Annotated in this window: 12 protein-coding genes and 1 pseudogene; 10 read left to right on the top strand and 3 right to left on the bottom strand. The window is 74.7% G+C overall.

Annotation, left to right across the window (positions count from 1 at the left end):
* Positions 1–147: 147 nt before the first annotated feature.
* Positions 148–1,452, top strand: coding sequence for a polysaccharide deacetylase family protein (locus AC068A_RS21210; RefSeq protein ID WP_478587034.1), 1,305 nt, complete (start codon positions 148–150; stop codon positions 1,450–1,452).
* Here AC068A_RS21210 and AC068A_RS21205 read toward each other — a convergent pair.
* Positions 1,394–2,446 carry an ATP-binding protein gene (locus tag AC068A_RS21205; RefSeq protein WP_478587032.1) on the bottom strand — a complete coding sequence of 351 codons (1,053 nt, stop codon included), beginning with the start codon at positions 2,444–2,446 and terminating at the stop codon, positions 1,394–1,396. The two genes, AC068A_RS21210 and AC068A_RS21205, sit on opposite strands and share 59 nt — an antisense overlap.
* A gap of 108 nt (positions 2,447–2,554) precedes the next feature.
* Here AC068A_RS21205 and AC068A_RS21200 point away from each other — a divergent pair, with 108 nt between their 5' ends.
* Positions 2,555–3,376, top strand: coding sequence for a Fic family protein (locus tag AC068A_RS21200; RefSeq protein WP_478587030.1), 822 nt, complete (start codon positions 2,555–2,557; stop codon positions 3,374–3,376).
* Positions 3,377–3,837: 461 nt separating this feature from the next.
* Here AC068A_RS21200 and AC068A_RS21195 read toward each other — a convergent pair whose 3' ends face one another.
* A complete protein-coding gene (locus AC068A_RS21195; RefSeq protein WP_478587028.1) occupies positions 3,838–4,752 on the bottom strand; it encodes an HAD family hydrolase in 915 nt (304 codons plus the stop codon).
* Positions 4,753–5,255: 503 nt separating this feature from the next.
* Here AC068A_RS21195 and ssd point away from each other — a divergent pair.
* The 7 genes and pseudogenes from ssd to AC068A_RS21160 all read left to right on the top strand — a co-directional run.
* A complete protein-coding gene (ssd, locus tag AC068A_RS21190; protein ID WP_478587070.1) occupies positions 5,256–6,452 on the top strand; it encodes a septum site-determining protein Ssd in 1,197 nt (398 codons plus the stop codon).
* Positions 6,449–7,597: a TadA family conjugal transfer-associated ATPase gene (locus AC068A_RS21185; RefSeq protein WP_478587026.1), complete on the top strand. Its 1,149-nt coding sequence runs from the start codon at positions 6,449–6,451 to the stop codon at positions 7,595–7,597. The genes ssd and AC068A_RS21185 overlap by 4 nt, the downstream gene beginning before the upstream one ends.
* Positions 7,594–8,478, top strand: a complete 885-nt coding sequence (locus AC068A_RS21180) for a type II secretion system F family protein (protein ID WP_478587024.1) — start codon at positions 7,594–7,596, stop codon at positions 8,476–8,478. Before AC068A_RS21185 ends, AC068A_RS21180 begins: the two co-directional genes overlap by 4 nt.
* Positions 8,478–9,257, top strand: coding sequence for a type II secretion system F family protein (locus tag AC068A_RS21175; RefSeq protein ID WP_478587022.1), 780 nt, complete (start codon positions 8,478–8,480; stop codon positions 9,255–9,257). Before AC068A_RS21180 ends, AC068A_RS21175 begins: the two co-directional genes overlap by 1 nt.
* A 73-nt stretch (positions 9,258–9,330) precedes the next feature.
* On the top strand, positions 9,331–9,528 hold the full coding sequence (locus AC068A_RS21170; protein WP_478587020.1) for a DUF4244 domain-containing protein: 198 nt from the start codon (positions 9,331–9,333) through the stop codon (positions 9,526–9,528).
* On the top strand, positions 9,515–9,904 hold the full coding sequence (locus AC068A_RS21165; RefSeq protein ID WP_478587018.1) for a TadE family type IV pilus minor pilin: 390 nt from the start codon (positions 9,515–9,517) through the stop codon (positions 9,902–9,904). The genes AC068A_RS21170 and AC068A_RS21165 overlap by 14 nt, the downstream gene beginning before the upstream one ends.
* Positions 9,901–10,209 (top strand): annotated as a pseudogene (locus AC068A_RS21160) (Rv3654c family TadE-like protein); the annotation flags it as partial. The gene AC068A_RS21165 and the pseudogene AC068A_RS21160, both read left to right, overlap by 4 nt.
* A gap of 158 nt (positions 10,210–10,367) precedes the next feature.
* On the opposite strand, the gene AC068A_RS21155 reads toward AC068A_RS21160, so the two are convergent.
* Positions 10,368–12,815: a DEAD/DEAH box helicase gene (locus tag AC068A_RS21155; protein WP_478587016.1), complete on the bottom strand. Its 2,448-nt coding sequence runs from the start codon at positions 12,813–12,815 to the stop codon at positions 10,368–10,370.
* 81 nt (positions 12,816–12,896) lie between these two features.
* Here AC068A_RS21155 and bldG point away from each other — a divergent pair, with 81 nt between their 5' ends.
* Positions 12,897–13,238 carry an anti-sigma factor antagonist BldG gene (gene bldG / locus AC068A_RS21150; RefSeq protein ID WP_030152678.1) on the top strand — a complete coding sequence of 114 codons (342 nt, stop codon included), beginning with the start codon at positions 12,897–12,899 and terminating at the stop codon, positions 13,236–13,238.
* Positions 13,239–13,268: the final 30 nt, after the last annotated feature.

Genomic DNA, 13,268 nt, shown 5'->3' with positions numbered 1-13,268 from the left:
ACGATACGGGCGAATGGCCGAGAGAATCCCCCTCATGGGTGATTAAGCATTTTGTACGGCTTGTCATACCTTCTCCGAGGTGGGTCGCGTGGGACGTTGCGGCGCGGAAGCGAAGTCCCGCGGTGCAACTGGAGGAGAGGTGGACGGATGATCGCCGCCACGAAGAAGACCGCCGGCGGCCTGGTCGCCATGGCCCTGGTTCTGGGGGCCGCCGGCTGCAGCAGCTCGGAGTCCGCCCGGCCCCGGGTGAAGAAGGGCGCCGCCGCCCCGCAGGCCCCCGGCAGTGTGAACCGGCCCATCGGCGACGGCTCGACCGCGTTCACCGGCCCGCAGCCGAACGTGCAGAAGGTGCGCAGGCTGAAGCCCGGCGAGAAGCCGCCGCAGTTCGTGGTGTTCTCGTGGGACGGGGCCGGCGAGGACAGCCAGAGGCTCTTCTCGCACTTCCGCGAGGTCGGCAAGAGGTACAACGCCCGGATGACGTACTTCCTCAGCGGCGTGTACCTGCTCCCGGAGGAGAAACGTTCCCTCTACACCGCCCCGCAGCACTCGTCCGGCAGCTCCGAAATCGGCTTCGGCGACCTCCAGGGCATCAGGGACACCACCGTGCAGCTCCGCGCCGCATGGCTGGAGGGCAACGAGATCGGCACCCACTTCAACGGCCACTTCTGCGGCCCCGACGGCGGCGTCGGCACCTGGTCCGTCGAGGAGTGGAAGAGCGAGATCACCCAGGCCAAGTCCTTCGTCAAGAACTGGAAGACCAACGCCGGCCTGAAGGACATGGAAGCGCTCCCCTTCGACTACGACAAGGAGCTCATCGGCGCCCGCACCCCCTGCCTCGAAGGCCAGAAGAACTTCATGCTCGCGGCCAAGGAGATGGGCGGCTTCCGCTACGACTCGAGCGGCATCAGCAAGCAGGTCTGGCCGAAGAAGACCGACGGCCTGTGGGACCTGCCGCTCCAGCTGGTGCCCCTGCCCGGCCGCGCCTTCGAAACCCTGAGCATGGACTACAACTACCTGGTCCACCAGTCCGGTACGGCCACGCAGGGCGACCCCTCGCAGCACGCCTACTGGGGCAACCAGATGCGCGACGGCCTGCTCCAGGCCTTCGAGCGGGCCTACGGGGGCAACCGCGCGCCCCTGATCATCGGCAACCACTTCGAGTCCTGGAACGGCGGCACCTACATGCGCGCCGTCGAGGAGACCATCAAGACCGTCTGCACGCGCCCGGACGTCCGCTGCGTGCCCTTCCGCGAGCTCGCCGACTGGCTGGACGCACAGGACCCGAAGGTCCTGGAGTGGCTGCGCACCCTCGACGTCGGCGAAGCACCGAAGGAGGGCTGGACGAAGTTCCTGACGGCGGGGCCGCCGGCCGAGCCGACCGCCCCCACCGGGGTCAAGCCGGCTGCGGAGCCGGACACGGAGCCGGCTGCAGCGGATGCGGGCGAGGACTGAGCGCCTGCGCCGCCCCCGGCGCGCCGCCGGCCTCCTCGCGCAGGACGAATCCGGGGTCGACCTGGGCCGCCAGGTCGACCCCGGTCTTCGCGTTGCCCCAGCTCTCCGCGTTCCGCAGGTGGAAGTGCACCATCTGCGCCGTGTACCGCTCCCAGTCGCGCAGGGCGTACGAGCCGTCGACCGCCTCCCGCAGGACCTGGAGGGCCTGCCGGTTGTCCGCCTCCAGCTGCCCGAACGCGGGCGGCCGGCCCTTCTCCATCGCCCGCACCCAGTCCGAGTGCCCGACGGTCACCAGCAGGTCCTCGCCCACCTCGTCCCGCAGGAACGCCACGTCGTCCGGGCCCTGCACCTTGTTGCCGACGACCTTGAGCGCGATCCCGAAGTCCCGGGCGTACTCCTTGTACTGGCGGTAGACGCAGACGCCCTTGCGCGTCGGCTCGGCGACGAGGAACGTCACGTCGAAGCGGGTGAACATGCCCGAGGCGAAGGAGTCCGAGCCGGCGGTCATGTCGACGACGACGTACTCGTCCGCCCCGTCGACCAGGTGGTTGAGGCAGAGCTCCACCGCCCCGACCTTGGAGTGGTAGCAGGCAACGCCCAGGTCCGACTCGGTGAACGGCCCGGTCGCCATCAGCCGTACGGGCCTCCCGTCGAGCGGCACCGGGCGCGCGCAGGCCTCGTACACCGGGTTGTCCTCGGTCACCCGCAGCAGGCGCGAGCCCGCGCCCGGCGGCGTCGTCTTGATCATCGAATCGGCCGACGCGATCCGCGGGTTGGAGCCCCGCAGGTACTCCTTGATCAGCGGCAGGTGCGCGCCGAGGGCAGGCAGCGCGGCCGCCTGCTCCTCGTCGAGGCCGAGCGCGGCGCCCAGGTGCTGGTTGATGTCGGCGTCCACCGCGACGACCGCGGCCCCGGCTGCGGCGAGGTGGCGGATGAACAGGGAGGACAGGGTCGTCTTGCCGCTGCCGCCCTTTCCCACGAAAGCGATCTTCATGTTCACGAAGCGTAGCCGCTGTATCGCTTTGGGTGGCGCATCCGAGTGAAGAAGACCACTCCAAGGGGGGTCGGTGCCGAGGGCGTCGAGTGCGTAGTCTCCCTACTTATGAGTAGCGCTGCCGACCCGCTGGCCGCCCTGGGTTCGCTCCCGGGCGTTGCCGAGACCGTGGACTCCGTACGCAAGGCCGTGGACCGGGTGTACGGGCACCGGATCATGCGCCGCCGCAGCGCGGAGCTCACCTCCGAGGCCGCCCTCCGCGGGGCCCGCGGGAGCGCGGCGCTGTCCGGGGCGGACTGGGCGCTGGAAGAGGTGCGCCGCCGCACCGACTTCGGCGCGGACCCCGAGGCGCGCACCGTCGGTGCCGCCCTGCGGCTCACGGCCGAGGCCGGGCAGCTGCTGAGCATCTGGCGGCAGTCGCCGCTGCGCGTGCTGGCCCGCCTGCACCTGGTCGCCTCCGGGTCGACGGCCGACGGCGATGTGGTCGGCCGGCCCCGCCTGGCCGGCGAGCCGGTGGACGAGCCCCTGGTCGGGGAGCCGCTGCCCTCCGCCGACGAGGTCGCCGGCCGGCTGGACGGCCTGTCGAGGCTGGTGATCGCGGGCACCGCGGCCCCGGCGCTGGTGCTGTCGGCGGTGGTGCACGGGGAGCTGCTGGCGCTGCGCCCGTTCGCCTCGTACAACGGGCTGGTCGCGCGGGCGGCCGAGCGCATCGTGCTGATCAACAGCGGTCTCGACCCGAAGGCGGTCTGCCCGGCGGAGGTCGGCCACGCGGAGCTGGGGCGGGATGCGTACCTGACGGCCTTCGCCGGCTACGTGTCCGGGACCCCGGAGGGCGTGGCGCAGTGGATCGCGCACTGCGGGCGGGCCGTGGAGCTGGGCGTCCGGGAGACGACGGCGGTCTGCGAGGCGCTGCAGCGCGGCGCGGCGTAGCGCCCGAGGGCCCGTACGCAGGTCCGTACACAGGGTTGCGGCGACACCGTCCTGCTGTGGTGCCGCCGCTGGCATTCACGCCCAGTTACCAAGCGTCCTCGATATGCGCCCATCAGGTCGGGGTCTTTGCCCGCTTTCCTGGTGTGGCTGGCCCGTAATCGACGGGTCGACGTCGCGTGGGTGCTCGGCGTTCCTGCAATTCGGTCCGTGGGCCTCTACTGCGTTCTTAAAGATGATCCTCTCGGATGTTCTTCGGTCTCGCGGGCCGTGATTCCTTTGTACTCCGCTTCGGTGGCAAGCGGAACCCCTGGCTGATTTTTTTACTTTCCAGGATGATCGCGGACGAACCGGACGGGCGTGTCCGTGCAGGTCGGGGCCCCGGGCCGGCCGCCGCCGGCCGCCGCCCGCGGCCGCTCGGCCGCGGGCGTGCGGTGCGGCAGGTCCGGGGCCGGCGGTGCGGCTCAGGCGGAGGCGGCCGCGGCTGCGGCGGTGCCCGCGGTGGCGGCGGCTGCGGCGGCGGCCAGCGCGCCGGAGCGGCGCCGGTTCGCGTACCAGACCAGCCCGGCGGTGGCCGCGGCCGCACCCACCGCCGCGGCGGCGACCAGCGCCGGGCGGGTGGGCATGGACAGCCCGGGGAGCCGCTGCTTCAGCCGCACCGGCCGGTTGAACACCAGCACCGGCCACTCGCGCGCCACCGCCTCGCGCCGCAGCGCGCGGTCGGGATTGACGGCGTGGGGGTGGCCGACCGCCTCCAGCATGGGGATGTCGGTCACCGAGTCGCTGTACGCGTAGCACCGGGACAGGTCGTAGCCCTCGGACTCGGCCAGCTCCCGCACGGCCTCGGCCTTGGTGGGGCCGTACGCGTAGTACTCGATCTCGCCGGTGAAGCAGCCGTCCTCGCCGATGACCATCCGCGTGGCGACGACCCGGTCCGCGCCGAGCATCTCGCCGATCGGCTCGACCACCTCTGCACCGGACGTCGAGACGATCACGACATCGCGGCCCGCGGTGTGGTGGGCCTCGATGAGGGAGGCGGCCTCGTCGTAGATCAGCGGATCGATGAGGTCGTGCAGGGTTTCGGCGACGATCTCGCGCACCTGCTGGACGTTCCACCCCTTGCAGAGCCCGGACAGGTACTCCCGCATCCGCTCCATCTGATCGTGGTCCGCGCCGCCGACCAGGTAGATGAACTGGGTGTATGCGGTGCGCAGTACGGCCCGGCGGTTGATCAGACCGCCGTGGTAGAAGGACTTGCTGAACGTCAGAGTGCTTGACTTCGCAATGACCGTCTTGTCCAGGTCGAAGAAGGCTGCGGTGCGGGGCGACGAGTGCGGCAAGGGCTGGATTTCCACGCCCCGAGCATATGCGCCCACCATTCGGCGTAAGGTGTGGCGCGTGGGTTTGCCTGAGAAGGCTCTCGGGTACACCATGGAAGTCACGGATCGTTCGCGACCGTGCTAACCCGGTCTGGCTCCTCCCCCCCCGAGTCGGACCGTGGGGACGACCCCCGCTCTCCCCCCCGGCGGGGGTCGTCGCATGTCCGGACGCGGTTCGCGTCCTCGCCTCCGGTGCCGGGTGCCCATTCCCGCGGCCCTCCCTCCTCGGCGGGCCTGCGTGGTCGAGGCCCTCACCCCATCAGACTCGTTACGGTGCGTAGTGGTTCCGCCGCGCTCCGGAACTCACCTGTTGGAGTGACGGAGTTATTCACAAGGTTCCCGTTGTCCACGGTTTTCGAGCAAGATCCACTTCTTTTTCCGGATCGCTGCACGGTGATTCCGGCCGCGAAGTCCGCGGCACTGGGATTTGCGGTGAGAAGGGGGCGGAGACCGTGGCTGGATCGAAGTCGTGTGAACTGCGCGAGCGGGCCGGGTCAGACGGAATCAGGCCGGTGGCTCCGGAGGGCGGGCCGGCGCCCGCGGGCGGCCGGCCGCTGATCATCACCGAGGACCCGCTGCTCCTCGACGACCTGCTGCGGCTGTGCGCGGCAGCAGGCGCCGAACCCCACGTGCACCACGCGGTGCCCGGGCGAAGCGGAGGCGGCGGGGCCGTCGGCGAGGGCACCGCGGGGCCGCCGGGGAGCGCCGGCGGGCCGCCCGACAGCACCGGCGGTCCGGCCGGAAACGTCGGGTGGGACACCGCGCCGCTCGTCCTCGTCGGGGACGACGCCGCCCGCCGGGTGCGCGGGGCGCCGCGCCGGCCCGGGGTCCTCCTCGTCGGCAGGGACCTGGACGACCCCCTCGTGTGGCAGCGCGCGGTGGAGATCGGCGCCGAGGAGGTGCTGAGGCTCCCCGACGCCGAGACCCTGCTCGTCGACCGCATCGCCGACGTGGTCGAAGGGGCCGGGAGGAGCGCCCTGGCCGTCGGGGTCATCGGCGGCAGCGGCGGCGCGGGGGCGTCCACCCTCGCGTGCGCCCTGGCCGTCAGGGCCGCCCGGGCCGGAGAGCGGACCATCCTCATCGACGGCGACCCGCTCGGCGGCGGCATGGACGTGCTGCTCGGCGGGGAGAGCGCCGAGGGGCTGCGCTGGCCGGACCTCGCCGGTTCCCGCGGCCGGGTCGGCGCGGGAGCGCTGGAGGAGTCCCTGCCCGAGCTGCACGCGCTGCGCGTACTGAGCTGGGACCGCGGGGACCGGGTGGTGGTGCCGCCCGCCGCCATGCGCTCCGTGGTCGCCGCTGCGCGCCGCCGCGGCGGGGTCGTGGTGGTGGACCTGCCCCGCCGCGTGGACGAGGCCGTCGCCGAGGCACTGGCCCAGCTCGACCTGGTGCTGCTGGTGGTACCGGGCGAGCTGCGGGCGGTGGCCGCGGCGGGCCGGGTCGCGGCCGGGGTGCGGATGGCGGCCCGCGACGTGCGCGTGGTCGTACGGGGCGGGCCGGCGGGCGGACTCGACGCCGAAGCGGTGGCCGGGCTGCTGGGGGCGCCGCTGGCCGGGGAGGTGCCGGTCGAGGTGGGGCTCCCGGGGCGGGTCGCCGAGGGGGAACCACCGGGCGGGCACGGGCGGGGCGCGCTGGCGCGGTTCTGCGACGGCTTCTGGCGGCGGGTCCTCGGTCCGGCCGCCGACCGGGGGGTGACGGCATGAGCACGGTGCTGCTGGACGCGGTGCGCCGGCGGCTCGCCGAGACCGGGGCGGAGCCGACCCCGGCCCGGGTGGCGGCGGCCCTGCGGGCCCAGGGCCGGCTGCTGGGCGACGCGGAGGTGCTGGGCGCCGCGGCCGAGCTGCGGTCCGAACTGGTCGGTGCGGGCCCGTTGGAGGCGCTGCTCGCCGACCCCGAGGTCACCGATGTGCTGGTGGCCGCCCCGGACCGGGTGTGGGTGGACCGCGGCGGCGGGCTGGAGCTGACCGGGGTGACCTTCGCCGACGCCGACGCCGTGCGCAGGCTCGCCCAGCGGCTGGCCGCCGTCGCGGGACGCCGCCTCGACGACGCCCGCCCCTGGGTGGACGCCCGGCTGCCGGACGGCACCCGGTTGCACGCGGTCCTCCCGCCGGTGGCGGTCGGCTCGGCCTGCCTGTCGCTGCGGGTGGTGCGGCCGCGGGCGTTCACCCTGGACGAGCTGGTCGCGGCGGGGACGCTGCCGCCCGGCGGCCAGCGGCTGCTGCGGGACATGGTCGAGGCCCGGCTGTCGTTCCTCGTCTCCGGCGGGACCGGCACGGGCAAGACCACCCTGCTCAGCGCCCTGCTGGGGCTGGTCGGACCCGGTGAGCGGATCGTCCTCGCCGAGGATTCCGCCGAGTTGCGCCCCGACCACCCCCATGTGGTGCGGCTGGAGACCCGGCCCGCCAACCAGGAGGGTGCGGGTCTGGTCACCCTGGCGGACCTGGTCCGGCAGGCGCTGCGCATGCGGCCGGACCGGCTGGTCGTCGGCGAGGTGCGGGGAAGCGAAGTGGCGGATCTGCTGGCCGCGTTGAACACGGGACACGAAGGCGGCTGCGGCACTGTCCACGCGAATGCCGCCGGGCACGTCCCGGCCCGGCTGGAGGCGCTCGGAACCGCCGCGGGCCTCGACCGGGCCGCCCTGCACAGCCAGTTGGCGGCCGCGCTGACCCTGGTGATCCACCTGGTGCGGGACCGGGCCGGGCGGCGGCGGGTGGCCGAGGTGCACGTGCTGGAGCGGGACGCCACCGGGCTGGTGGTCACCGTGCCGGCGCTGCGCTGGTCCGCCCGGGGGTTCGCGCGGGAGTCCGGCTGGGAGCGGCTGCGTCCGCTGCTGGGAGGTTCGCGGTGAACGGCGCGGGGGTGGTGCCGGTGCCCGTGTTCGCCGGGGTGCTGTGCGCCGGGACGGCCGCCTGGGCGCTGTCCGGGGGCGACCGGGTGTCCCGGCGGGCCCGGGTCCTGCTGGCGGGAGGCGGACCGGCGGTGCCCGGCGGACCGGCCTGCCGGGAGCGGCTGCTGGTCGCGGTCAGGGAGCGCGCCGTCCGCTGGCGGGAGTGGGCCTGCCTCGGGGCGGGGCTCGCGGTCGCGCTGCTGGGCGGCTCGGTGATCCCGCTGGTGGCGGGTGCCGCGGCCGTGCCCCTGGTGCGGCGCTGGCTCCGCGCGCGGCAGCGGGAGCGGGACCGGTCCGCGCGGGCCGCCGAGGTGATCGCCCTGTGCGGGGCGGCGGTGGGCGAACTGCGGGCCGGGGCCCAGCCCGGGCAGGCCCTGACGGCGGCGATGCGCCGGACGGTCGCGGGCCCGGGCGGCCCGGGAGCGGCGGAGACGGCGGTGCTGGCCGCCGCCGCGTTCGGCGGGGACGTTCCCGCCGCGCTGCGCCAGGCGGCGCGGGAGCCCGGGGCGGAGGGGCTGGCCGGGATGGCCGCCTGCTGGCGGATCTCCGTGGACGGCGGCGCGGGCCTGGCCGCCGGACTCGACCGGCTGGAAGGAGCGCTGCGGGCCGAGCGGGACCGCAGGGAGGCCCTGCGCGCCCAGCTGGCCGGGGCCCGGTCGACGGCGGCGGTGCTCGCCCTGCTGCCGTTGGTCGGGCTGCTGATCGGCACCGGGCTCGGGGCGGATCCGCTGCGCGTGCTGCTGCACACCCCGGTCGGGTGGGGCTGCCTGCTGGCAGGCGGGGTCCTGGAGGGGCTCGGGCTGCTGTGGTGCCGACGGATCGTACGGACGGGGGAGCGGTGATGGGCGGGCTCGCGGTCCACAGGCTGGGGACAGCGCTGTGCCTCGCGGTGGCGGTGCTCGGCGCGGTGTCCGCGGTCGTGGCACACGTCCGGGCGCGCACGGCCCGCCGCAGGGTCGCCGCGCTGCTGCCGGCGGGACCCCAGAGGCGGCGGCCCGTCCTCGGGGCGCGGATACGGGGCCTCGCGGGGGCGTGGTGGGGCCCGGCGGGGGTGCTGCTGGCGGTGTGGGTGCTGGTCGGCGGGGCGCCGGGGGCGGCGGCCGGCTGCGCTGCGGCCTCCGCGGCGTGGTGGCTGCGCCGCCGGATGCCGGGCAGGACGGCCGGGGCCGGGGTGGAGGAGGCGGAGCGTCAGCTGCCCTTCGCCGCCGATCTGTTGGCCGCCTGTCTCGCGGCCGGGGCCGGGCCGGTGGAGGCCGCGGAGGCGGTGGGTGAGTCGCTGGGCGGCCCGGTGGGCGAGCGGCTGGCGCTGGCCGGGGCGGAGGTGCGGCTCGGCGGTGAACCGGGCGCGGCCTGGGGGAGGGTGGCGCGGATCCCGGGCGCAGGGGCGCTCGCCGCGTGCCTGGAGCGGGCCGCGCGGACGGGGGCGCCGGCGGCGGAGCCGGTCGCACGGCTGGCGACCGCCCTGCGGGAGGAGCGGTCCCGGCAGGCGGCCGCCCGGGCACAGCGGGCGGCGGTGCACGTCACCGCACCGGTGGGGCTGTGTTTCCTCCCCGCGTTCCTCGCCGTCGGAGTGGCTCCGGTGGTGATCGGAATGGCCTCGGGCCTTCTCTCCGGAACGTGAGATCGCGAAACACGCCCGGTAGGTAAATCAGAACTGAGATCACGTCAAGAACGAATATCAGCGGGAGGTTGTCATGAGGATCATGTGGTTTCGTGTGCGGGCGGCGCTCGGCGGCCGGGCGGGCGATGCGGGGATGTCCACTTCCGAATACGCCATGGGCACGATCGCGGCGTGTGCATTCGCAGCCGTTCTGTACAAGGTGGTGACGAGCGACGTGGTGTCCTCGGCGCTCCAGTCGACCATCGGGAAGGCGCTCGATGTGCCGTTCTGAGCGAAAGCCGCGGCGTATCGGCGGACGGGGAAGCGACCGGGGATATGTGACGGCGGAGGCCGCGCTGGTCATTCCCGCGCTGGTGCTGTTCGCGGCGCTGCTGGTGTGGGCGCTGATGGCGGCAGCCGCGCAGATCCGCTGTGTGGACGCGGCCCGGGCCGGTGCCCGGGCGGCGGCCCGGTCGGAGCCGGCGGAGCAGGCGGTGGCGGCGGCCCGGGCGGCCGCTCCGCCCGGCGCCGAGGTGGCGCTGGAACGGGAGGGGGACCTGTGGCGGGTGCGGGTGGCGGCGCCGCCGCCGGGGCCGGGCGGGCTGCCGGTACGGCTCGGGGCCCAGGCGGTGGCCCTGGCCGAGGACAGCGTGGGGCCGCCGCCATGAGGGGCGACCGGGGCTCGGCCACGGTGTGGGCGGCGCTGGTGGCGACCGTGCTGGGGGCGGTCTTCGGCGGGGTGCTCCTGCTCGGGCAGGCGGTGCTGGCCCGCCACCGAGCCGCGGCCGCCGCCGACCTGGCGGCCCTGGCCGCGGCGGCGACCTGGGCGCACGGCCCGGAGGCCGCCTGCGCCGCCGCCCGCCGGGTGGGCCGGGCCCAGGCCGCCGACCTGTCCGCCTGCGTCCTCCGGGGCGAGGTGGCAGAGGTGGCCGCCCGACCCGCGGCCGGCCCCTTCCGGCCGGCGATCACCGCCCGAGCCGGCCCGCCGCAGGCCGCCGCCCCGGACGACCCGCAGGCAAACACCGTTCCGGCCCCGTCGCCGGCCGTCACCGGCCCGAGCCGCTCGCCGGCTGTCGCCGCCCCCGGCCCGTCGCAGGCTGCCACGGGGCCGGCGGGGGCAGGGGGCGGGGCTCAGGTGGCCGCGGACAGCAGGCGGGTCAGCAGGCGGACGGCGCCGCGCTTGTGGAGGGGGTCGTTTCCGTTGCCGCACTTGGGGGACTGGATGCAGGACGGGCAGCCGGCCTCGCACTCGCAGGCGGCGATGGCGTCGCGGGTGGCCGTCAGCCAGGCCAGCGCCGTGTGGAAGGCCCGCTCCGCGAAGCCGGCTCCGCCGGGGTGGCCGTCGTACACGAAGACCGTGGGCAGGAGCGTGTCCGGGTGCAGCGGGACGGAGACGCCCCCGATGTCCCAGCGGTCGCAGGTGGCGAACAGCGGGAGGAGGCCGATGGAGGCGTGCTCGGCGGCGTGCAGGGCGCCGCCGAGGATCTCCGGGCCGATCCGGGCCTCGTCGAGCTGGTCCTCGGTCACGGTCCACCACACGGCCCGGGTGCGCAGGATGCGCGGCGGCAGGTCCAGCTTGGCCTCGCCGAGCACCTCGCCGGTGATCAGCTTGCGGCGGAGGTAGGACACCACCTGGTTGGTGACCTCCACCGAGCCGAAGCAGAGCCGGGCGTCCCCCCACGGGATCTCGGTCTCGGTCTCCAGGACGGAGATGGAGGTGGTGTCGCGGGCGGTGGTCGAGAAGGGCGGGCTGGCCTCCTCGACCAGGGCGACCGAGTCCTCCAGGTCCAGCCGCTGCACCAGGTAGGTGCGGCCCTGGTGGAGGTGGACGGCGCCGTCGTGGACGGCGGTGTGCGCCGCGGACGCGTCGACCGTGCCCAGCAGGCGCCCGGTGGAGGACTCGACGATCTGCACCGGGCGGCCGCCGCCGCCCCGGATGTCGGTCAGGTCCGTCGCCCGCTCCCGGCGCGTCCAGTGCCAGGCCGTGGCCCGGCGGCGCAGCAGCCGCGCCGCCTCCAGCTGCGGCATCAGACCCGTGGCCGCCGGGCCGAACAGGGCGAGGTCGTCCTCGGTCAGCGGGGACTCGGCAGCGGCCGCGCACAGGTGCGGGGCCAGGACGTACGGGTTGTCCGGGTCCAGGACCGTGGCCTCCACCGGTTGGCGGAACAGGGCCTCCGGATGGTGGACGAGGTAGGTGTCCAGCGGGTCGTCCCGGGCGATCAGCACGGCCAGGGCCCCCTGTCCCGCACGCCCGGCCCGGCCCGCCTGCTGCCACAGCGAGGCCCGGGTGCCCGGGTAGCCGGTGATCAGGACGGCGTCCAGGCCGGCCACGTCCACGCCCAGCTCCAGGGCGGTGGTGGCGGCCAGGCCGAGCAGCTCGCCGGAGTGCAGGGCCTGCTCCAGCGCGCGGCGCTCCTCGGGCAGGTAGCCGCCCCGGTAGGCCGCGACCCGGCGGGGCAGGGACCGGTCCGCCTCGGCGAGCCGCTCCTGGGCGATCACCGAGATCAGCTCGGCCCCGCGTCGGGAGCGGACGAAGGCCACCGTGCGGACCCCCTGGACGACCAGGTCGGTCAGCAGGTCGGCGGTCTCCGCCGTGGCGGTGCGGCGCACCGGCGCGCCCTTCTCGCCCCGCAGGTCGGTCAGCGGCGGCTCCCACAGGGCGAAGACCACCTCCCCGCGCGGCGAGGCGTCGTCGGCGACCTCGGTGACCGGGAGGCCGGTCAGCCGGGACGCGGCGGCCGCCGGGTCGCTCGCGGTGGCGGAGGCCAGCAGGAAGACCGGCTCGGCGCCGTAGCGGGCGCACAGCCGCCGCAGCCGCCGCAGCACCTGTGCCACGTGGGAGCCGAAGACGCCCCGGTAGGTGTGGCACTCGTCGACGACCACGTAGCGCAGGGTGCGCAGGAAGGAGGCCCAGCGGGCGTGCCCGGGCAGGATCGCGCGGTGCAGCATGTCGGGGTTGGTCAGGACGTAGTTCGCGTACTGGCGGACCCATTCGCGCTCCTCGACCGGCGTGTCCCCGTCGTAGACGGCGGGCCGGACCGCGTGGCCCAGCGGCGCGGCGAGCTCCCGCACGGAACGTCGCTGGTCGGCGGCCAGAGCCTTGGTCGGGGCCAGGTAGAGGGCGGTCGCACCCCTCCCGTTGGGGGCCTCGGCGCCGTCCGCGAGGGCGGAGAGCACGGGGGCGAGGTAGGCCAGCGATTTGCCCGACGCGGTGCCGGTGGCGACGACCACGGACTCGCCGTCGAGGGCGTGCTCGGCGGCCGCTGCCTGGTGTGCCCACGGGTGTTCGATCCCCGCAGCCCGGATCGCGGCTACGACATCCGTTCGGATGCGGTCGGGCCACACGGCATGACGACCCTCCCGGCGGGGCAAGTGCTCCGTATGGGTGATGCGCGCAGCTCGAAGAGACCCCCGTGACAGGCGGTCCAGAACCGTGTCGGGAGCGGGTCGCGGGTCCTCGGGTGCCGTGGGACGACCGGGGCGGTGAGTATTGGCCATTGGAACCGAGTGTGTCACCGGCGTGCGGGACAATGGTCCGAAGGCGTCGTGCGCGCCTGCCGGTAAGTGATTGAATGCCATCGCGGCAGCCAATCCCTCCCCCGCTCTCGGGTGGGGAGGCCCCTGGGGGGCGCCGCTCGATAGCAAGGTGCTGGAGGATCCGTGGACCTGTCCCTGTCGACTCGCACTGTCGGCGACCGCACGGTCGTGGAGGTCGGTGGCGAGATTGATGTGTATACCGCGCCCAAGCTGCGCGAGCAGTTGGTCGAGTTGGTGAACGACGGCAGCTACCACCTGGTTGTCGACATGGAGCGGGTGGACTTCCTCGACTCCACCGGCCTCGGTGTGCTCGTGGGAGGCCTCAAGCGCGTCCGTGCGCACGAGGGCTCGCTGCGCCTGGTGTGCAACCAGGAGCGCATCCTGAAGATTTTCCGCATTACCGGCCTGACCAAGGTGTTCCCGATCCACACGACGGTGGAGGACGCCGTCGCCGCCACCGACTGACGAGTTCCGCCCCGGTGCGCCGCGCGGCGG

The sequence above is a fragment of the Streptomyces sp. NPDC043854 genome, assembly GCF_056436005.1.
This window is presented reverse-complemented; position numbering and strand designations above follow the sequence as displayed.

Coding starts and splice junctions, on each gene's coding strand:
- AC068A_RS21210 (WP_478587034.1), top strand. CDS start 148: ATGATCGCCGCCACGAAGAAGACCGCCGGCGGCCTGGTCGCCATGGCC.
- AC068A_RS21205 (WP_478587032.1), bottom strand. CDS start 2,446: ATGAAGATCGCTTTCGTGGGAAAGGGCGGCAGCGGCAAGACGACCCTG.
- AC068A_RS21200 (WP_478587030.1), top strand. CDS start 2,555: ATGAGTAGCGCTGCCGACCCGCTGGCCGCCCTGGGTTCGCTCCCGGGC.
- AC068A_RS21195 (WP_478587028.1), bottom strand. CDS start 4,752: ATGGTGGGCGCATATGCTCGGGGCGTGGAAATCCAGCCCTTGCCGCAC.
- AC068A_RS21185 (WP_478587026.1), top strand. CDS start 6,449: ATGAGCACGGTGCTGCTGGACGCGGTGCGCCGGCGGCTCGCCGAGACC.
- AC068A_RS21175 (WP_478587022.1), top strand. CDS start 8,478: ATGGGCGGGCTCGCGGTCCACAGGCTGGGGACAGCGCTGTGCCTCGCG.
- AC068A_RS21170 (WP_478587020.1), top strand. CDS start 9,331: ATGAGGATCATGTGGTTTCGTGTGCGGGCGGCGCTCGGCGGCCGGGCG.
- AC068A_RS21165 (WP_478587018.1), top strand. CDS start 9,515: ATGTGCCGTTCTGAGCGAAAGCCGCGGCGTATCGGCGGACGGGGAAGC.
- AC068A_RS21155 (WP_478587016.1), bottom strand. CDS start 12,815: ATGGCATTCAATCACTTACCGGCAGGCGCGCACGACGCCTTCGGACCA.